Annotated in this window: 12 protein-coding genes and 3 tRNA genes; 10 read left to right on the top strand and 5 right to left on the bottom strand. The window is 50.1% G+C overall.

The window, feature by feature from the left end:
* The first annotated feature begins 17 nt into the window (after window positions 1-17).
* The 8 genes from tpiA (at window position 18) to MJZ25_08555 (ending at window position 4765) form a co-directional block, all read left to right on the top strand.
* Entirely contained in the window at window positions 18-779 is a 762-nt protein-coding gene (tpiA, locus tag MJZ25_08590) for a triose-phosphate isomerase (GenBank protein ID MCQ2124223.1), read from the top strand.
* Between the two features lie 44 nt (window positions 780-823).
* Complete coding sequence (gene secG / locus MJZ25_08585) at window positions 824-1225, top strand: preprotein translocase subunit SecG (protein MCQ2124222.1); 402 nt, start codon at window positions 824-826, stop codon at window positions 1223-1225.
* Between the two features lie 64 nt (window positions 1226-1289).
* Window positions 1290-1373 (top strand) — tRNA-Leu (locus tag MJZ25_08580).
* Window positions 1374-1492: 119 nt separating this feature from the next.
* Window positions 1493-2749 (top strand): hypothetical protein, encoded by a 1257-nt coding sequence (locus MJZ25_08575; GenBank protein ID MCQ2124221.1) that lies wholly within the window; start codon window positions 1493-1495, stop codon window positions 2747-2749.
* A 78-nt stretch (window positions 2750-2827) separates the two neighbouring features.
* Complete coding sequence (murD, locus tag MJZ25_08570; protein MCQ2124220.1) at window positions 2828-4174, top strand: UDP-N-acetylmuramoyl-L-alanine--D-glutamate ligase; 1347 nt, start codon at window positions 2828-2830, stop codon at window positions 4172-4174.
* 108 nt (window positions 4175-4282) lie between these two features.
* Window positions 4283-4366, top strand: a tRNA-Leu gene (locus MJZ25_08565).
* Window positions 4367-4561: 195 nt separating this feature from the next.
* Window positions 4562-4645 (top strand) — tRNA-Leu (locus MJZ25_08560).
* Entirely contained in the window at window positions 4619-4765 is a 147-nt protein-coding gene (locus MJZ25_08555; GenBank protein MCQ2124219.1) for a hypothetical protein, read from the top strand. Before MJZ25_08560 ends, MJZ25_08555 begins: the two co-directional genes overlap by 27 nt.
* Before the next feature lie 68 nt (window positions 4766-4833).
* Here MJZ25_08555 and MJZ25_08550 read toward each other — a convergent pair whose 3' ends face one another.
* Window positions 4834-7080, bottom strand: a complete 2247-nt coding sequence (locus MJZ25_08550; GenBank protein MCQ2124218.1) for a carbohydrate-binding protein — start codon at window positions 7078-7080, stop codon at window positions 4834-4836.
* A 196-nt stretch (window positions 7081-7276) separates the two neighbouring features.
* Complete coding sequence (locus MJZ25_08545) at window positions 7277-9565, bottom strand: carbohydrate-binding protein (GenBank protein MCQ2124217.1); 2289 nt, start codon at window positions 9563-9565, stop codon at window positions 7277-7279.
* Between the two features lie 216 nt (window positions 9566-9781).
* Between MJZ25_08545 and tgt the strand changes: the two genes are divergently transcribed.
* Complete coding sequence (gene tgt / locus MJZ25_08540) at window positions 9782-10918, top strand: tRNA guanosine(34) transglycosylase Tgt (protein MCQ2124216.1); 1137 nt, start codon at window positions 9782-9784, stop codon at window positions 10916-10918.
* Between the two features lie 145 nt (window positions 10919-11063).
* Here the strand turns inward: tgt and MJZ25_08535 are convergent, their stop codons facing one another.
* Both MJZ25_08535 and MJZ25_08530 read right to left on the bottom strand, forming a co-directional pair.
* On the bottom strand, window positions 11064-13754 hold the full coding sequence (locus tag MJZ25_08535) for a CIA30 family protein (GenBank protein MCQ2124215.1): 2691 nt from the start codon (window positions 13752-13754) through the stop codon (window positions 11064-11066).
* 214 nt (window positions 13755-13968) lie between these two features.
* Window positions 13969-16458, bottom strand: a complete 2490-nt coding sequence (locus MJZ25_08530; GenBank protein ID MCQ2124214.1) for a pectate lyase — start codon at window positions 16456-16458, stop codon at window positions 13969-13971.
* Window positions 16459-16821: 363 nt separating this feature from the next.
* Here MJZ25_08530 and MJZ25_08525 point away from each other — a divergent pair, with 363 nt between their 5' ends.
* The gene (locus MJZ25_08525; protein MCQ2124213.1) at window positions 16822-18597 is read left to right on the top strand and encodes a long-chain fatty acid--CoA ligase; all 1776 of its coding nucleotides are present in this window, start codon (window positions 16822-16824) and stop codon (window positions 18595-18597) included.
* A gap of 189 nt (window positions 18598-18786) precedes the next feature.
* On the opposite strand, the gene MJZ25_08520 is transcribed toward MJZ25_08525, so the two are convergent.
* Complete coding sequence (locus tag MJZ25_08520; GenBank protein MCQ2124212.1) at window positions 18787-19953, bottom strand: 3-phosphoglycerate dehydrogenase family protein; 1167 nt, start codon at window positions 19951-19953, stop codon at window positions 18787-18789.
* Between the last annotated feature and the right edge of the window lie 17 nt (window positions 19954-19970).

Genomic DNA, 19970 nt, shown 5'->3' with positions numbered 1-19970 from the left:
CCACCAAGGAGTTAATTATGCGTCAGTATATCATTGCTGGTAACTGGAAGATGAACAAGACCGTTAGCGAATCCGTTCAGCTCGCTAAGGACATCGTTGAAGCCGTCAAGGACGTGAAGAAGACTGAAGTCGTCATCGCTCCGACCTACCTCGCTGCTGCTAAGGTTGCAGACGTTGTTAAGGGCACCAACGTTAAGCTCGCTATCCAGGACATCCACTGGAAGGACCAGGGCGCATACACTGGTAAGGTTTCCGTTGACATGGTTAAGGAAATCGGCGCAGAATACATCATCATCGGTCACTCCGAACAGCGTCAGTACTTCCACGAAACCGAAGAAACCGTCAACCTCAAGGTCAAGAAGACTCTCGAAGCTGGCATGAAGCCGATCATCTGCATTGGCGAAACCCTCGACGAACGTAACGGCGGCAAGCTCGAAGCTGTTCTTTCCACTCAGGTTAAGGGCGCTTTCGAAGGCGTTTCCGCTGAAGACGCTGCTAAGTGCGTTCTCGCTTACGAACCGGTTTGGGCAATCGGTACAGGCGTTACCGCTACCGACGAACAGGCTCAGGATACCCAGGCTTTCGTACGTTCCGTTGTTAAGGAAATCTACGGCGAAGCAATTGCTGAAGGCATGCGCATCCAGTACGGTGGCTCCATGAAGGGTGCTAACGCTGCTGGCCTCCTCGCTCAGAAGGACATCGACGGTGGTTTGATTGGTGGTGCAGGCCTCAAGGCTGCTACCTTCATGGAAATCATCGCAGCTGCAGAAGCTAAGTAATTTCCTTCGAAACGAAACTTTAAACTACTCAAGGTATAAACGTTATGACAACTCTCTTTTGGATTGGTATCGTCCTCCACGTATTCCTCTGCTTGTTCCTCATGCTCCTCGTTCTCGTTCAGAACGACAAGATGGGCGGCCTTGCAGGTCTCGGTGGCATGACTTCTCAGTCTGCTTTCTCCACCGCTGGTGCAGCAACCTTCATCCAGAAGTTGACCCGCGTCGTTGCAGTCATTTTCTTCATCGTGGTTATCGGCCTCGGTCTCATCGTTGCTAAGCAGGATCAGACTGTGGAAGAATCCGCAATGCAGAAGGCAACCCGCGAAAACGCAGCTCAGCAGGCTCCGGAAGTTCCGGCTCTCCCCGCTGACTTCGGCGCACCTGCAGCAGCTCCGGCTGTTGAAGTTGCTCCGGCCGCAGAAGCTCCGGCTCCCGCAGCTGAGTAATAAAGTTTCTCAGAAGCTTTATAGTTGCTGAACGATAGTGCAAAAGCACGCGGGCAGCAACCACGCGGTCGTGGTGGAATTGGTAGACACGCTAGCTTGAGGTGCTAGTGGGAGCGATCCCATGACAGTTCAAGTCTGTCCGACCGCAGTAAGAAGTCCAGTCGAAAGACTGGGCTTCTTTTTTGTGCATAATCAGCATTTCGCACACGGGCATTTTGTAGTTTTAAAGAAGATTGGTTTAGGATTTATTGATTTTGGGAGTTAGCTATGCGCAAGATTCGATCCATATTATTTCTGATTTTATTTTGTTTGACAAGCGTTTGCTTCGCCATAGATGAGCCGGGTTCCGCCCCACCCCCTAGCATACCAACAGAACGCGCAATGGCCGCAAGCCGCGATCAAGTAATGGAAGCGCTTAAGGCCAAGGATTTTCAGATCGCCGAACAATTTCTGGATGAACATCCAGCCAGCAAAAAATCGATACTTTTAACAAGCATCGAATACATCCAGTTAGCGCTATACATTGGCCGCTACGAAGAGGCTTTAGCTTTATGGGCAAACGCTCTTTCCCTAGAAAGAGATGTTACAATCCACCCCAATCGCCCCGAAAACGTCTCCAAGAACATTTTGTACACAAAGTGCATGCACAGCAGTTTGTGCGCCGTCGACGACTTGTCTGATTTTTTAAACGAGTTCCTGGACTTTAACGATTCCGCCTCAACAGTCAGAATATTGAAAAAGGTTAGAAAAGCCGAGGTTTCTCAAGAGACGAAGGACTTAGCGAAAGTATTAATTTCACTCGCGCAATTCGCCAAGGCAAGAACTAGATACCAGAAAACAATCTTCAGCCCAGGTCATCACGAAGACGCCCATATATCCGTACTGGGCTACCCCATCATTTACCTTCCCAAAAAAGAGACGTTGCTACAAATCATCAATACGGTAAAAGCGTTCACGACAACATACCCCAATTCGCCATCAACAAAACACGTCTCCAACATACTCGGGAAATTGCAGAGCGAGTACAATCGCCTTGACGAAAACGAAAAAACCGTGTACGGCAAGCCCTACACCGGAGGCATTGGCGTTGAGGTTTTTGTCTCAAGGGTTATTCTTCACGATGCAGGGGAGTTCTTTATCGCTGTTCCCATTCAGAAAGACATATTAATTTTCACCCCGTTCTTCGGAGGCTGCGAAACCAGCGAGCGCCAACATTCTGACGACAACAAAAAAAATGATGACAACAAGAAACTATATCCCAAATGGGAGAATGTAGGGATGACCTTAGGATTAGACCTTTACGACAGCAAGCGACTGAAGTTCCAGCCATTTATCGGTGGGGCATTTGAAGGTCCCGTTATGTTGGGTTCCCAGCTTGATTTCAGATTTCTCATGGAATCTAGTCCGGGTGAATTTGGAGTCATGGCATATCTTTCTTTAAAGGCACGATTCTCCATCGAATGGCTCCCCGGAAATGGTTTCTACAGCAACTTCGGTTTAGGCATCGGTGCACACTTCTGGTAATTGATTGCTAAATTTTCATTGTTGAAAAGGAGATCCCGGCTCTGAGGCCGGGATGACATTTGAAGATAAAGGTTTGATATGAACAACAATTTGGTTTCTCCTGTTGGTATTCTCGGCTTTGGCGTTGAAGGCCAGAGCACTTTGCGTTACCTGTTCCGTGAAGGCGTCAAGGACATTGTCGTGATGGACAAGAACCCGGTGAACTTGCCGGAAGTTCCTGCCGGCGTGAACGTAAAGGTTTGCAGCGGCGAAAAATACATGGACGGTCTTAAGGATTGCGTTACCGTGGTACGTTCCGCAGGCGTGTACCCCATGAGTCAGGAACTGTTCAAGTTCCAGATGAACGGTGGCATGATGACTAGCCAGATCCAGTTGTTCTTGGAACAAACTAAGTCCAACAAGGTGGTCGGCGTTACCGGAACCTTGGGCAAAGGCAGCACCGTCAGCATGATCAGCCACATTCTTGATAAGTGCGGCAAGGCAAACATCATCGGCGGCAACTTTGGCGTGCCCGCTCTTGATTTGCTGGAAGACGATTCTGCAGACCGCATCAGCATTCTGGAATTGTCCAGCTTCCAGTTGATGACTTTGTCTCTTTCTCCGGATGTGGGCGTGGTGTTGCGTGTCTCCACCGAGCACTTGGACTGGCACAAGACTGTTGAAGAATACCGCGACGCCAAGGCCAACCTGGTGCGTTGGCAGAAGGCTAACGGCACCTGCGTGTACCTGAAGGACGCCGCACCTACCGCAAAGATTGCAAGTGAAAGCCCGGCCCGCAATAAGCTGGCAGTAAGCTTCGGCGACGGCGATGCAAATATTGACGGTTCCGTTCTGACCATCGGTAGCGACAAGCTGTACTTGAGCGACTGCAAGGTCCGCGGCATCTACCAGCTGGAAAACATGGCAGCAGCTACTTTGGCATGTACCGCCCTGGGCATCAAGGTTGCAGACGCCTTCGAAGCATTGAAGAGCTATGAAACCCTCCCCTTCCGTATGGAATTCAAGGGAGAAAAGAATGGCATCGAATTCTACAACGACAGCTACGCCACACGCCCCGACGCAACCATCGCAGCAACTGGCAGCATGAAGCGTCCCTTCGCACTGATTCTGGGCGGTTCCGAAAAGAACGCAGACTTTACAGAACTCAGCGAAATCCTGGTGAAGGATCGCCCCAACCTGAAGCGTGTGGCTTTGATTGGCGCAACCGCCGAACGTATGCTTGACGACCTGAAGAAGGCTGGTGTGGACGCAGCAGGCATCCAGACGGCAATCTTCCCCACTCTCGAAGAAGCTTTCGCAGACAGCCTTAACATCGGCGAAGGCGGCACCGTCATCATGAGCCCCGCCTGTGCAAGCTTCGGCCTTTTCAAGAACTACAAGGTTCGTGGACAGGTCTTCGACAAGTTGGTAGCTGAAGTTAAGTAAAGGAAATCCCGGGTCGGGATGACAAAAAAAAAGTCATATTTTTTGAGCAAAAACCCTTTACAAGATTTCAGTTATTAGTTATCTTTGAGCCGTTCCGTTAAGGACCTCGCGGTCGTGGTGGAATTGGTAGACACGCTAGCTTGAGGTGCTAGTGGGAGCGATCCCATGACAGTTCAAGTCTGTCCGACCGCAGAAGAAAAACTCAGCAGAAATGCTGAGTTTTTCTTTTTAATGCAAACTTTGTTTTCTGCAAAAATTTCACGACTATGCTTTCCCACAGTTTCATTTTGCGGACTTTTACCAAAGATTTTTTCAGAAAGATTCTCCCCTTCACATTTACAAAAAATCAAAATGTTGTTATCTTTGTGCCGTTCCGTTAAGGACCTCGCGGTCGTGGTGGAATTGGTAGACACGCTAGCTTGAGGTGCTAGTGGGAGCGATCCCATGACAGTTCAAGTCTGTCCGACCGCAGAAGAAAAACTCAGCAGAAATGCTGAGTTTTTCTTTTTTGATCCTACCGCCTCAACGAGGCTCCAGGATGACGATTTAGAAAGCACAAAAGAACCTCCCGAACATCGGGAGGTCTTTTAATTTTCGTTAGCTAGAAGGTCCCGACCAGGCGAATGTATTATCGCCGCGCGGGCGACCATCCAACAAGATTACTTGGCAGAGTTCACCAGCATCTTCTTGGAGCCGCTAACCTGCTTGAGCATGTACACGCCCTTGGCAAAGCCAGCTGCATTCAGAACCTGAACCGCATTCTTGCCGGTGAGGCTTACAGTGCCCTTCAGGTGGCCCTGGAGATCGAAGACATTGTATTCTGCAGCAGAAGTCACATTGAACTGCACAGATCCGATAGCCATGTCAGGATTTTCTTCTTCCTTGCCAGGAATAGGTTCGGTATCCGGAGCGTCCTTGCCTTCGAGGAAGTTGATGTAGTCAATGTCCATCCAGTCGCCAGTTACGGTGAAGCGGATGATATGAGAGCCAGCAGTGAGAGAAATGTTTCTCTTGACCTTGTTATAGTCATCGTAGTTTTCTTCACCAGATGCAGCCTTCGGAACCATGATGGTATCGGTAAGAGCCTTGCCGTCAACGGAGAGCTGGAAGCCGGAAGTTTCGTTTGCAGAAGCAACTGCGGCGTACATAGTGTAGTCGCCATCCTTGGCAACATTCACTGTGTATTCAAGCCATTCACCCTTCTGGTTGTAGCCAACGATGTAACCGGTAGCCTTCTTGTAGATATCTACGCCTGTACCCTTACGGTATTCGGTTTCGCCATGGTCTTCTTCATCGTTTTCGTAGTAGGAATCGTTACCTGCGCCGTAGCCCGGTTCGTCAAAGTTTTCCATTTCCAGCTTACCCGGAATCGGAGTTGCCTTGCCGCCAAACGGAGTCTGAGGTTCCGGTTCACGCTTGGTGCCCTGGAATTCCCATTCGAGAATACCCATGGTGGAGTCCTTGGAGCCCTTGAACACGAAGAACAACTGGTCAACAACACCGGACAAGCCCTTCAATTCGCAATCGTTGTCAGTATAGGCCTGCCAACCGCTGGTCTTTGCAAGTTCGCAAGTACCAGCCAAAGTACCGGTAACGCTACCCTTACGGATTTCAATCTTGTTGCCATCGCCAACGTTAGCAGCCTTGATACGAACATTTTCTGCACCATTGCCGAAGTCAACGCCAGTCACGCGAATCCAGGATTCCTTGGTGCCAAGCGGAGTAAGCACATGCTTAACAGCCTGACCCTTGGTCCAGTCGGTACGGCTACGAACGTTGCGCTGCTTGGAGCTGGTCAAAGCCTTGTAAGTTCTGTACGGGTCAAAGTTCTTGATCTGCTTAGGACCTTCACGGGTGAAGGAAAGCTTGTTCATCTTGTCGCCGTTCCAAGTGAGTTCATCGATAGAAACGCTACGATGGTTTTCCTTGTTGGGGCTGTTGGTGCAGACGCCTGCCTGGGTACAGGAACCCGGATGTTCGTCAGCAGTGACCAAGCGACGGTCATGATAAACAGCGTACCACTTGCCCTTGAATTCAGCAAAGCCCTGATGGTTGTTACCACCTTCGTTGTGAGCATCAGGTACAGCGGAAATGCCCGGAATTACAGTACCCACAAAGTTGTAGGGACCCATAATTTTGCTGGACATACTATAGTCAATCACCTGCGGCAGGGTATTGAAGCTCAAGTAATAAGTATTATCCTTTTTGTGGATGTAGGGAGCTTCGAAGGAACCCGGTGCATTGATTCTGGTAAGAGAATTCTTGTCGACGGTAATCTTGCCGTTGTTATCGGTAAACTTGATGATATCCAGGTTGTTACCATAGGGACGCTGATTATTTTCGCCGCCACCGAAAACCACATAGCCGGTACCATCTTCTTCGATAAAGATACCCGGGTCAAAGCAGTGAGCGATGTTATCGCAGCCACCAATCACGCTGGAGCCATAGTGGGCAGCGATGTAGTTCACGCCATGAGTTTCCTTAACCGGATCACGATAAGGACCTGCAATATTGTCGGCAGTAATCATACCCACGCCACTAGCACCGTTAGGATAAACGATGTAGATACGGCCCTTGTGGACAGCAATGCCGGAAGCCCAGGTGTTATTCGGATAGTCACCGAATTCACGCTTGGAACGGAAAATCATACCATGGTCGGTCCAGTTCTTCATGTCTTCAGAAGAGAATGCATTCAGACCGACGATGTCGTAGTTATAGTTTTCCTGGGGAGAATGATCATCCACGTCGGTCAAGACGTAGAAGGTATCACCATCAGAAGCTGCAGAAGGGTCTGCCAGATAGTGATAAGTGGAAAGCGGATTGTCAGCAAGGCCAAAAGTAGCGAGGCCAGCGACGAGAGTTGCACCTACAGCACGCGGTAGAGCTTTCTTAAAATTCATATTCATACACACTCCGAAGTTTTTGGATATAAAATATCCCCCACCCAATCCCTTAATCTTTAAATTAAATCCATAATTATTCCAAAGTGAACTAAGCAAACAACCATTTATGGACATTTTATCCATAGGAAGCACGAAATGCTCCCGAGTCGCATGGGCCCAGGAGCCAAAATTTGGCTAAAATCGCCGTTTTTAACGATTTTTAGTGGATTTTCTTGATAACGCCGGTGCTGCGGTTGCGGATCAGGCTAACGCCCTGAGCGCCCTTGGAAGAGGACTTCCACATGTCACGAGCTTCAGCAAAGCTGTTTGCACGGAAGGAAGCCAACTTCTGACCATTGAGGCCGAACACGTCGTACATGGCTGCAGAGCTCATATCCAGGCGGAGAGAGCCCGCAATAGCCTGGGAAGTGTCTGCCGGAGCGGTAGTATCGCCCGGAACCACGGTGGAATCACCCGGAAGCGGCTGATCATCATCAGCACCAGAACCGGAAACGAAGTTGATGTAGTCGATATCGAACCAGTCAGCAGTTGCGGTGAAGCGGAGGATATGTTCACCAGCTTCCAGCTTCACATTGGCCTGAACCTTGTTGTAGTCATCAAAGTTCTGTTCTTCGCCTTCAGCCTTCTTTGCTGCAGGAACCTTCACGTCTTCGGTGATGTCCTTGCCATCCATAGAAAGCTTGAAGGAGGAGCCACCATCGGAAGCTACAGCAGCAAACATGGTGTAGTCGCCAGACTTTGCTACGTTCACGGTGTATTCCAGCCATTCATCCTTCTGGATGTAGCCTACGACAACGCGGTTGTTGGACTTCTTGTAAAGATCAACAGACGGAGCGTCATCCTTACGATAATCGCTATCACCATGGTTTTCAGCATCGTTATCTTCGAAAGACTTCAGATCGCCGCCACGGCCTACACCCGGAACATCGAAGTTTTCCATTTCGATCTTACCCGGAATAGCCCATGCCTTGCCACCAAACGGCTTCTGCGGTTCCGGAGGAGTGGTACCACTGCCTTCGAAGCCCCATGCCTTGATGGCCATGGTAGAGTCCTGAGAACCCTTGAACACCATGAACAACTGATCAACAATGCCAGAAAGACCTGTGACTTCGCACTTGTTTTCTGCATAGGAGGTCTTAGAACCAGTATTCTTAAGTTCGCAAGTACCAGCCAAGGTACCGGTTGCAGAACCCTTGCGGATTTCAATCTTGTTGCCATTGGCAGCACTACCAGCTTCTACAACAAAACCAGTTGCACCAGTACCGAAATCTACGCCAGAAACGCGGATCCAGGATTCCTTGGTGGAAAGAGGCAGCAAGAGGCTACCAGAAACCTTACCAGGAGACCAGAGAGAACGGCTACGAACGCCTCTCTGCTTAGAACTGGTAAGAGCCGGATACCAATCGTACGGGTCGAAGTTTTCGATCTGTTCCGGACCTTCGTTGGTGCAAACCACCTGCTTGATGGTACCATCGGCATTGTAGAACATTTCGTCCACGGAAACGCTACGATGGTAACCTTCGTTCGGCTTTGCCATGCCGTCATCAGCCGGGATGATTTCCAAGCCATCGTGGCCCTTGGCAATACGACGGTCATGATAAACAACGTAGGAATGGCCCTTAAATTCGGCAATACCGTGATGGTTGTTGTTACCGTTAATGCTTCTGCCATTCATGCTGGGGTCACCAAGGATGGTGCCCTTCCAAGTAAAGGGGCCCATAGGGCTAGAACCCATACCATAGTCAATGGTAGGTGCGCCCTGCTGCCAACCGGTACTGTAGGAGAAATAGTAGGTACCCTTGTGCTTATGGATGTAGGAAGCTTCCAACATCTTACGAGTAGAAAGGCCGTTCACCTTCACATGAGAACCTGTACCAACCGGAGCGTCCTTGGCATCATTCAGCTTCACAACGTCAAAGTTATCTGTATTGGGGCGGCTAGTGCTTTCGCCACCACCCCATGTCACATAGGTAGTACCATCGTCATCGATGAAGATACCCGGGTCAAAGCACCAGGAAACGCCATCGCAACCGATAATGCCACGACCACCAACAAGTTTATCCTTACCCTGGCCTACAGCGTTGGACCACGGGCCGGCAATGCTATCGGCCTTGATGTAACCAATACCGCCGCCACCGCCATCGGGGAACACGATGTAGAGCTTACCAGTCTTGGGATCTGCGGCAATGCCGGATGCCCAAATATCGTTAATACCGCTGATCTGACGGGCATCATAGATGATACCGAAGTCAGTCCAGTTCTGCATGTCCTTACTGCGGAAGCCGTAAAGGGCATAAATCTTATAACCGTTAGAATTGTACGGAGCCGGGTCATCGGAGTCCGTAATGATGTAAAAGTATTCATCATCGGCGGCTGCACCAGGGTCAGCCAGGTAATGATAGGTAGAAATCGGGTTATATGCCAGGGCACTTACGCCAAGACCAAATGCTGCTGTCAACCCAAGACAGCGCTTGAACATGTTTTTCATGCATCACTCCATACACGGGAAAGCTGCACCACGCAGACCATCCCACCTATAAATTACCCATATTCCAATATGAAAGAACACATACAAATTCAATCTCTATGGACAAATTGACAACGGCCAAAAGTTTACAAAGTTTAGGAACGGCGTGCGGACTATGAAAAGGAACAGTGTGCGGACTATGGGAAATTTTGGAAAAAAAGCTATCTTTTACGTATAATGAATCGTTTTGAACTTTTGAAGACCTCCAAGAAGTCCAAGGCACGCCTGGGCGTGCTCCATACGGACCACGGCGACATCCATACGCCGATTTTCATGCCCGTGGGCACCGAAGCTACCGTAAAATCGGTAACTCCCGCCCAGCTTAAGGACTTGAAGGCCGAAATTATCTTGGCAAACACCTACCACCTGTACCTGCGCCCCACCACCCCGAAGATCGCAGCCGCCGGCGGCATCCACAAGTTTATGAGCTGGGATCGCCCGGTTTTGACCGATAGCGGTGGATTCCAGGTCTGGAGTTTGAAGGATTTGCGCAAGATCAAGCCCGAAGGCGTGGAGTTCAGAAGCATTCTGGACGGTTCCAAGCACTTTTTCAGCCCCGCCACCGTGATGCAGGCCCAGCGCGAAATCGGCGCCGACATCATCATGGCTTTTGACGAGTGTACCCCCTACCCCAGCACCGAGAAGGAAGCGGAACATAGCCTGAATTTCACCCTGAAGTGGACCAAGGAAGCCATGGACTGGCTGAAGGCCAATCCGGAAATCCACGGTTACGAACAGAAGTTCTTTGGCATTGTGCAGGGCGGTATGCATAAGCACCTGCGTAAACAGGCCATCGAACGTATTGCGGAACTGGAGCCCGATGGATTTGCTATGGGCGGCCTCTCCGTAGGCGAACCCACGGAAACCATGTACGAAATCGCAGATTTCTGCACCGACTACCTCCCCAAGGACCACGCCCGCTATGTGATGGGCGTCGGCACTCCCTGGAACCTGCTGGAACTTATCGGCAGAGGCGTGGACATGTGCGACTGCGTGATGCCCACCCGTAATGCAAGAAACGGCATGCTCTTCACCAGCGAAGGCGTTTTGCGCTATAAGGCCGCCCGCCACGCCGAAGAATACGACAAGCCCGTGGATCCTAATTGCGATTGCTACTGCTGCCGAAACTTCAGCCGCGCCTACCTACGCCACTTGCACCACGCAGGCGAAAGCCTGGGCTTTACTCTGGCAAGCATTCATAACCTTCACTTCTATCTGCACCTGATGCAGGAAGCCAAGGACCACATTGCCGCAGACGATTTCGAAGAATGGTCTAAGGCAAAGATCGAAGTCCTGCAGAGAGATTTGCAGTAAGCGCAGCGCCCCGCGATAAACCATTAAGAAAAAGTCCCGCGATAATCGCGGGGCTTTTTTTTAACGCAATTCGCGCCTTTTTCGCAAAAAAAGAACCTCCGGAAACCGGAGGCCCTTTCAACACTTTTGTGCTATTTTCCGTGAATTAGCGGAGGGTGATGCGAGCAGTCTTAGCTTCGCTACCGCTCATGACGCGAACCATGTAGTTGCCACTGGAGAGAGCCGGCAGAGCAATCTGGTTTGCACCAGCATTCAAGTTTTCGGAGACATTAGCCACAACGTGACCCATCATGTCGAAGACTTGGACGCGAGCCTTGCCAGACTTTGCAACGACAACATTCAGCATGCCGTTCTGGACACTGAGCTTGATGGAGCTCTTTGCAGCAACAGTCTTGATGCCAGCGGACTGAACGAAGCAAGTCACGTCGTCAACATAGAGGTACGGAAGATCCGGCTGATAGTCAAAGCCCTTGTAACCAACGACTTCCCAAGACATCTTCTTGATGCCAGCCTTGTTCAATTCAACTTCTTCACCCCAAGCAGGCTGATAGATTTCATCCCAGGTAAGTTCAACTGTAGTCCAGCCAGATTCAGTAACCTGCTTGGCCTGATGGTAAGCATAGTCCTTAACCTGACCATCCTGAATCTTGAAGATGTGAGCGTTACCCTTATAGCGGTAAGAAATACCGGAGCAAGTGCTCAAGTCAAGACCCTTGGTAGTGTCAGCCATGGTGTTAAGGCCAAGAGCAACAAAGGGAGCTTCCTTATAGGTACCCTGATTCCAGACAATGCCTTCGATACCAACAAAGCCCTGAGTACCATTGGTCGGGTCCTTAGAACCAAGGAAGTTCACCACATAGCCCGGAAGAGTTGCATCGTAGGTATTGGTAATGGAGGACAAACCACCATTTTCCTTATCATTATAAGCATACCAGGTACCGCCGGTCTTCAAAACTTCGTCACCATCTTCCACGTCATCAATAAGAACGGCGGGGCCGAGAACCTGCTGAACAGAAGAAGAAGAAGTCACAGCAACCTGCATAGAAGAGGAGGACTTCGGAGCTGCGATAGAAGAGCTGGACTTAGCAACCGGAGTAGAAGAACCACCTGCAATAGCAGAAACGGTAACACCGTCGCAACGGACATCGTCCACATAGAGGTAGTTGTACTTCGGCTGGTTCATGTTATCGGGAACATCAAGAGCTCCCTTAACTTCCCAAGCAAAGCGCTGAACCTTGTTCATACCGCTCTTGAGGTTAAAGTGGTTAGCCTTATCGCCCCAGTCTTCCTGGTTGAACTGGTCCCAAGTAAGTTCCACTTCCTTCCATTCAGCAGAGCCATCCTTGGCAACGTGATGGAAGTTCCAGTTGGTCACGAGAGAAGTTTCAACGCGGAAGTTATGAGCTGCGCCCTTGAACTTATAGCTAATGGCATTGCACTTGCTCAAATCAATAATAGTGGTGTCACGCTTCAGGTTCAAGCCGATAGCGACATACGGAGCGTACTGGTAAGCACCCTGAGAAAGCTTGATGCCTTCGATACCGGCCATGTACTTGGAAGTATTCTTGTCACCGCTCTTTGTGGGCAAGAGAACGTCGTAGACATCCTTACCGAAATCATTGGTAAACTTACCGTTGGAAATGGAAGTCTTGCCGAGACCGTCGGTATTGTCATCGGAGTCAGCAAATGCAGACCACCAACCACCGGTATATGCAAAACGGTCACCGTCTTCCAAGTCATCGATGATGTCAGTGGCAGCACCATTAGCGACACCAGTAGAGAAGCCGCCGTTACCACCGGAAGAGCCACCATTGCCGAGGCCGCAATCAGAATAGTTGTGGGAACCAGACAAGTAACCCTTAACGATGTTACCAGAGGTTGTAAAAGTCAAACCGTTATCAAAAGCGAGGTTCTTGAAAGCAGCAGAACCTTCGTTCATTGCAGAAGCAGACCAGTTAGCCCAGGAAACCTTGTTGGTGTTCATCCAGGAGTTCCAAGCATCGCTTGCAGACTGGTTTGCACCGCCGTTACCATCAGCAGAAACGGTTCCCCATTCGGAAGCGAAAACGGGAACGCCCTTGCTCATAGCTTCTTCGGCACGGCTGTTGTAGCCACCATTGCCAACGCCATGAGTTGCTGCATAGAAATGCAAGGTACAAGCGTAGTTCCTCTTGGGGTCAGAAATGCTTGCTGTTGCGCACTGTTCCGGATGGCTGGACCATTCCGGGCTACCGATAAGGACCAGGTTGTCGGAATACTTACGGATTGCAGAGATTACGGAGTTTGCGTGAGAAGCGACAGTACCCATATCGGCACCGACAGGTTCGTTCCATACTTCGAAAATCACGTTGTGATACTTACCATACTGCTGAGCTGCATATTCAAAGAACTTGACTGCGTCGCTGGTATAACCGGTACCGCTTTCAATATGCCAGTCAATGATGATATAAATATCGTTGTCCACTGCTGCGGAAACCATGTTCTTCAAGTATGCCTTCTGAAGATCTTCACCGCCAGTGATATAGCCACGACCCTTATCGAAATCACTCTTGACACCCATAGCGAAACGGACCACTTCGATACCCATTTCAGAAACCATGCGGTTCAAGGCCTTTTCAGTGTAGAAGTTCGTAGAGCTATCTGCTGCAGAACTCCAGAAAAGGCTCATACCCTTCACCTGAACAGCAGAATTTGCATACTGGGGGCAAGTGCCAGACAGTTTACCACCGTTAGCCTTGAGCGGACCATAGGTGCTCACAGGACCAACACGGCTTGCACTCAATGCCATTGCAGATGTTGCAGCGGCGAGAAGAGCGGCAGCGACAATTTTCTTCATTTTACATCCTCATTATAGGTTTATTCCAATCCCAGTGGAATTATTCCCAAAATACCCAGCGCAAAAATAGAATTGCTTTCTTATACGGAGTGTAATTATTTGGAAAACTTGTTTTTTTGAAAAAATTTCGCCATTTTGAAAATAGAGTTTTACACGTAAAAAAAAGAGACTTCCGACGTTCGGAAATCTCTTTGAAAAGTTCTGTATACAAGAATTACTTCTTCACGATTTTCTGCACCAGCAATTGGCTTCCTACCAAGGCACGCACCAGATAGACACCCGGCTGAACATCGTTCAAGTCAAAGGTCATTCCATTAGCCCCCTGGGCAGGCAAAGCACGGACCTTGCGGCCATCCATGCGGAGGATGTCGAGGCGACGAACTTCACCACTTACTTCCAAGCGGCATTCGCGGGAATTGTAGAAGAGCGGATTTGCATTGGCAGCAACTGTTGCGGTAAAGGATTCGGTTTCGCCTTCACCGGAGCCTTCGGTTTCGCCTTCACCGGAGCCTTCGGTTTCGCCTTCACCACCTTCGCTGCTGGAAGATTCAATCACAGCTCCATCCAGCTTGATTACGATCAGGTAGAGGTTCGCTACATCGCCCTTGGTAATGGAGTGAGCACCCTTGGCAAGTTCCACTTCAACAACGCCGTTGCTTGCAGAAACCTTGTTGCCGTCAATCTTCACAGCACCGGTAAATCCATCGTTGAATACCAAGGTCATCTTGCCAGCGGATTCCAGAGTGAAATCGATGCTGGTAGCGGATTCCATCTTGAGGCAGCGGGAAAGGGTTTCGCCAGCGTAGTCCACGGTTCCCTTGCTGGTGGAGAGAGTTCCCATGAAGTCAAATACGTCGCTGGAGAGAGCGTCTTCGGTGAAGTTATGAACGATGTCGCCCTTGATGGAACCGGTTGCACCTTCGGAGCCGCCAACGGAACTGGAGCTTGCAGGCTTAACACTGGAGGAACTGTTCACGGAGCTGGAGGAGTTGTTCACGGAGCTGGAGGAGCTTGCAGGAACCACAGAGCTACTGGAAGTTACCGGAGTTTCAATGGGAGCCATGCTGCCTTCGCCCTGCACAGCCTTCAAGGAAGTCTTGTAGGCAACCAAGGCGTTCTTCAGTGGCTGATTGACTTCGTAGAGTTCATCGTCGGCAGCAGTAAAGGTCCACTTGAAATCGCCACCCTGGACGCGGCCCGCATACTTGGTAACGTTAGCCTTGGCATCGGCCGGAGCGTCTGCAGTGTATTTGTACATGGAGCCGCTCAAGTCAAAGTTGTTGTGCTTGTTTCCGCCAGCATAGGACGTTACGGTAGAAGGCATTTCCTGATTGCGGCTGGTAATGACGTAGGCGTCAAAATCCTGCTTGGTATTGATGGAGCCAACAGATACTTCAGAACCCTTCAAGGTGTACTTGCTTGCGCCATAAGGAATGAAGGTTCCGCCCTCGATGTAGTTGTTGAATGCCTTGATGGAACCACCGTTTTCCTTACTGAAAGTTGCGTAGTTGGTGGGATCACGCTTTTCAGTTCCGGCGTAAACATCGGAGCCCTGCATGGAGGTCATCATGGGGTACTTGCAGTTACGGAAATAGTTTGCTTCTGCGAACACAGAGGAGCCCAAGGTGGAGCCGATACCGTACTTGGCGTTGCCATCGTAGTAGTTGTTGTAAACGTGGGCGCTGTAGAAGCGGACGCGAGGATGACGGCTATCGGAATGGTCATACCAGTTGTGATGATAAGTGATGTACAAGCCTTCGGTGGTACCTTCGGAAAGACCCAGCAAATTGGACTTGCCGTTATCCCAGAAATGGTTGTAGCTGAAAGTAATGTAAGTAGACTTCTTGCAGTCCAAGGCACCATCGCCCTTAACCTGGTCCTTGTCGGAACCGGCATCGCCGTAGAACATGTCGTTGTTGTGAACCCAAACGTACTGGTTGTTCTGCTGAAGGCCGATGTTGTCGCCTTCGGAGCTGTTCACGTTCATAATGCCCATGTTACGGACTTCCACGTTCTGGGCGCTCTTGAGACGGATGCCCCAGCCATTGGCCGTAGCGTCGTTACCCACGCCTTCCACAGTGACGTAGGAGTTTTCGGAGCTACCAGTTTCAATGACCATGTCGCCAGCCACGAGAGAATCAGAGTCGGTCACGGTACCGATAAAGCGGAAGTCCACCGGACGGGTTTCGTAACCCTTCTTCATGCAGTTCAAAATACCCTGGAAGCTAAGGCAGGTTTTCTTTGTACCCTTGGAATCCATGGTCACGTCCATAGTCACCTTATTCTTGGTATTTTCGGTGACATAAACAACCACAGCACCACTCTTCAAAGTACCATCGGTATTGTAGGCGCCAGGAACGCGGCCATTGCTGAAACCAAAACCGGAGCGATCGTGAGCCTTGACGGTCACAGTCTTTTCTGCAGAAGCTTCACCATTATCGGACTTCACCTGAAGGGTATGGGAACCAGCCTTGAGACCAAGGACATCGGCACGCATATAGGAGCCGTAGTTACGGATCAACTGGTTGTCGATAGCCTTGCCGTCGGCAAGAACGGTATAGCTGGAGGCGCCACTGACAGGAGCCCATTCCACGAAAGCGGATTCAAGCCAGCCTTCGGCGGAATTCACGGTAATAGCGGCAGAAGCTGCGGAAGCGAAACCAAGAGCGGTTGCGGCAGCGAAAGCGGTTTTGAAAAGATTCATAGTAACATCCCTGTTAAATACACACCCGAGAACTTTATGACGGCTATTTTTAGTGCGTAGTCACATTGTTCTCATTTTCTTTCTCAAATATAAAGCAATTTTTATCAAAAGTCAATAGAAATTTTCTTTATTTTTAAACAATTCCACAAATTTACAAAACAAAATGTTCTCAAAATTTTTAAAAAGTTCTCAAAATTTTCGTTAAATATGCAATTTCATTCAAAAACGACCTTTTCTCGACCCTAGTTATTTTGTACAAAAACGTGTTAAATAACACACACTGCCGAAAAATCCCCTTTTTTGCCCATTTTTAATGTATCTTGTACCAAAACAAGTTTATAGCCCGAACTCCCGGAGATTTTAATGGAACCGCTACAGACTCCTTCCCTCGTCCACCTCTTCTTCACCAACTGCGAACGAGAGGATTTCGCCGGATGGTACCACCGCAAAAACGAACAGTGGGTGCATTTTTCCAGGCAGGATCTCCGCGATCACACCCGTTTCTTGGCATTGGCCTTTAAGAAGCACGGCATCAATCCGGGCCAGAGCATCGGCATTGTAGCCAACAGCTGCCCCGAATGGGTCATGACCGACATCGCCTCCCAAATCAACCACGCGAAAGTCGTTCCCCTGTTCCCCAACATCTCCTCGGAGAATTTCAATTTTCAGTGCGACGATTCAGACGTCCAGATTCTCCTTTTGAACAACGTAAAGGAACTGGATAAGCCCCTTCAGGAATGTCTGGGCAGATTCAAGGCTGTCATCTGCATCGACCCCACCTCCGAGCTTCCGGAAAATGGCGTTTATTGGAACGCCCTTCTGAAGGAAGGCGAAGAACTTTCCAAGGACGAGCAGTCCACCCTTTGGCTGGTCCGCCAGGTTGAAAAAATCCATTCCGACATGCCATTCAGCATCATCTACACCAGCGGTTCTACCGGCCGTCCCAAGGGTGTGGAACTGACCCACAGAAACATGCTGAGCCAGATCCAGGTCATCAAGCGGGAGTACATCCATCTCGACCGCAAAACCGACGTGGCCCTCGTCATCTTGCCGGTAGCCCACGTTCTGGAGCGCATGACCATTTACTTCTACATCATCAACGGAACCAAGGTCTATTTCGGCGACACTCCGAAGAACACTTCCAAGTTGATGGCAGAGGTTCGTCCCACCGTGATGATGGTGGTGCCCCGCATTTTGGAACGCGTGTACGAAAGCATGACCGGCGCAGCAGACAAGCTACACGGCCCGAAGCGCTGGCTTTTGAATCGCGCCATCAAGTTCGCCAAGATTGCAGACCCCACCAAGAAGGGTTTCAGCCTGGGCAAGATTATTTACGACAAGCTGGTCTACAGCAAGATGCGCGACGCTATCGGCGGCCGCTACCGCATTATCGTTTCTGGCGGCGGCGCATTGAACAAGTCCATCTGCCGTTTTCTCTTGAACGTGGGCGTCAACGTGCTGGAAGGCTACGGCCTCACCGAATGCTCCCCCGTGGTCAGCGTCACCAAGAACGGCGAAGTCCGCCCGGGAAGCGTAGGCACACCCCTTTCCCATCTTGAAGTGAAGATCGGCGAAAACAGCGAAGTCCTGGTGAAGGGAGACAGCGTGTTCAAGGGCTACCACAACATGCCCGAACTGAACAAGGAAATTTTCACAGAAGATGGTTTCTTCAGAACAGGCGACCAGGGCCGTTTCGACGAAGACGGTTACTTGTACCTTACCGGCCGCATTAAGGAATTGCTGAAGACCAGCACAGGCAAGTACGTGAGCCCCAATCCCATCGAACTTGAAATCAGCCGCCATCCGCTGGTGGAACAGGCTCTGGTGATTGCAAACGACCGCAAGTTCGCTTCCGTGCTCATTTTCTTGAACCCGGTGAACGCACGCCGCTTCCTGCAGCGCGACAAGTACGATTTTGACATCAACAAGGCAATGGAATCCACCCGCATCAACGAAGCCTTGCAGCGTCACATCACCCGCATCAACAAGAAGCTGAACCATTGGGAACAGATCCGCAAGTGGACTCTCATTGGCGACAACCTCACCGTTGAATCAGGCTTGCTCACTCCCACCCTCAAGATTCGTCGCAAGGCTGCAGAAGAACGCTACGCCGAAGAAATCGAAGAAATGTACAAGTAGGCGCGAGGTTCGAGGCACGAGGAACGAGTCGCGGCGCGCAGTTACGAATTACGAAGCACGAAGTACGAGGTTCGAGGCTCCAGGGGCGAGGCACGAGGTATTAAGTACGAGATTTCGTAAGGCAAAAAAAAATCCGGCGAGTTGAACTCGTCGGATTTTTTCATTTGAGCCGAAGGTCGCTCACTTCTCTTAGAAGTGAATTACGCGGACCTTGATGACCTTTTCCAACTTGGAAAGAACGTCGATGATATCGTCACCGATGGTTGCTTCGGAGTCGATCAGGTTGTAACCGATTTTGCCGTTGCTCTTGTTGGAGAAGGAAGCGATGTTAATGCCAGCAGCGCCGATCACCTTGGTGATTTCAGCAATCATGTTGGGAACGTCTTCGTTAATCACGACAACGCGGCTCTTGATGCCCATGTGGGGTTTGTCCATGAGGGCCGGGAAGTTCACGGAATTACGAACGCAACCGTATTCCAGGTAGTCCTTCAATTCTTCAACAGCCATGACTGCGCAGTTTTCTTCAGCTTCTTCAGTGGAAGCGCCGAGGTGCGGGAAGCACATGATCTTGTCGTTCTGGATCTGCTTTGCATCCGGGAAGTCGCTGAGGTAGCCCTGGAGGGTGCCGTTAGCGAGCATGTCGTAAACCGGATCCATTTCCACGAGGCCGTTACGAGCAAAGTTCAAGATATGAGTACCCTTGAAGTTTGCGAGGTTCTTGCGGTTGAGGAGGTTTTCGGTAACGCCCTTGATGAACGGAACGTGAACGGTGAGGAAGTCAGAATTTGCAATCACGGTGTCGAGATCAGCAATTTCAACCTTGTTGGAAAGTTCGTGCATGTTGAGTGCGTTGGGATACGGTTCGTATGCGATAACGCGCATGTTCTTCCAACGAGCATAGTTAGCAACGAGAACGCCGATCTTGCCGAGGCCGATAACACCGAGAGTCTTGCCAGCAAGTTCAGAACCAGCAAACTTCTTCTTACCGCTTTCAACGGTCTTAGCCATATCCGGGTCATTGAGGTCGAGGTTCTTTACCCAGTTAGCAGCCTGAGCAACGTTACGAACAGCCATACCGAGAACGGTCATCACCAGTTCTGCAACAGCGTTTGCGTTTGCACCCGGAGTGTTGAACACGCAAACACCCTTAGCGGAAGCCTTGTCGATGGTGATGTTGTTAACACCAGCACCTGCACGAGCGACAGCAAGGAGGCCATCGAAATTGTCGGTATCAACCTGAGCGGAGCGCACGAGGATTGCATCCGGATTTTCGACGGTATCAGAAACCTGATAGTATGCTCCAAAGAGGCTAAGGCCCTTCTTGGAGATGTTGTTCATAGTCTTAATAGTTGCCATGATTTTTAGTCCTTTGT

This window comes from Fibrobacter sp. (assembly GCA_024399065.1).
Classification (GTDB): Bacteria; Fibrobacterota; Fibrobacteria; order Fibrobacterales; family Fibrobacteraceae; genus Fibrobacter.
This window is presented reverse-complemented; position numbering and strand designations above follow the sequence as displayed.

What these genes read in the sequence shown, in the direction of transcription:
- MJZ25_08550 (MCQ2124218.1), bottom strand. Translation starts at nt 7,080, where the DNA reads ATGAATATGAATTTTAAGAAAGCTCTACCGCGTGCTGTAGGTGCAACT.
- MJZ25_08520 (MCQ2124212.1), bottom strand. Translation starts at nt 19,953, where the DNA reads ATGGCAACTATTAAGACTATGAACAACATCTCCAAGAAGGGCCTTAGC.
- MJZ25_08545 (MCQ2124217.1), bottom strand. Translation starts at nt 9,565, where the DNA reads ATGAAAAACATGTTCAAGCGCTGTCTTGGGTTGACAGCAGCATTTGGT.
- MJZ25_08555 (MCQ2124219.1), top strand. Translation starts at nt 4,619, where the DNA reads ATGACAGTTCAAGTCTGTCCGACCGCAGAAGAAAAACTCAGCAGAAAT.
- tgt (MCQ2124216.1), top strand. Translation starts at nt 9,782, where the DNA reads ATGAATCGTTTTGAACTTTTGAAGACCTCCAAGAAGTCCAAGGCACGC.
- MJZ25_08525 (MCQ2124213.1), top strand. Translation starts at nt 16,822, where the DNA reads ATGGAACCGCTACAGACTCCTTCCCTCGTCCACCTCTTCTTCACCAAC.
- tpiA (MCQ2124223.1), top strand. Translation starts at nt 18, where the DNA reads ATGCGTCAGTATATCATTGCTGGTAACTGGAAGATGAACAAGACCGTT.
- MJZ25_08535 (MCQ2124215.1), bottom strand. Translation starts at nt 13,754, where the DNA reads ATGAAGAAAATTGTCGCTGCCGCTCTTCTCGCCGCTGCAACATCTGCA.
- secG (MCQ2124222.1), top strand. Translation starts at nt 824, where the DNA reads ATGACAACTCTCTTTTGGATTGGTATCGTCCTCCACGTATTCCTCTGC.
- MJZ25_08530 (MCQ2124214.1), bottom strand. Translation starts at nt 16,458, where the DNA reads ATGAATCTTTTCAAAACCGCTTTCGCTGCCGCAACCGCTCTTGGTTTC.
- murD (MCQ2124220.1), top strand. Translation starts at nt 2,828, where the DNA reads ATGAACAACAATTTGGTTTCTCCTGTTGGTATTCTCGGCTTTGGCGTT.
- MJZ25_08575 (MCQ2124221.1), top strand. Translation starts at nt 1,493, where the DNA reads ATGCGCAAGATTCGATCCATATTATTTCTGATTTTATTTTGTTTGACA.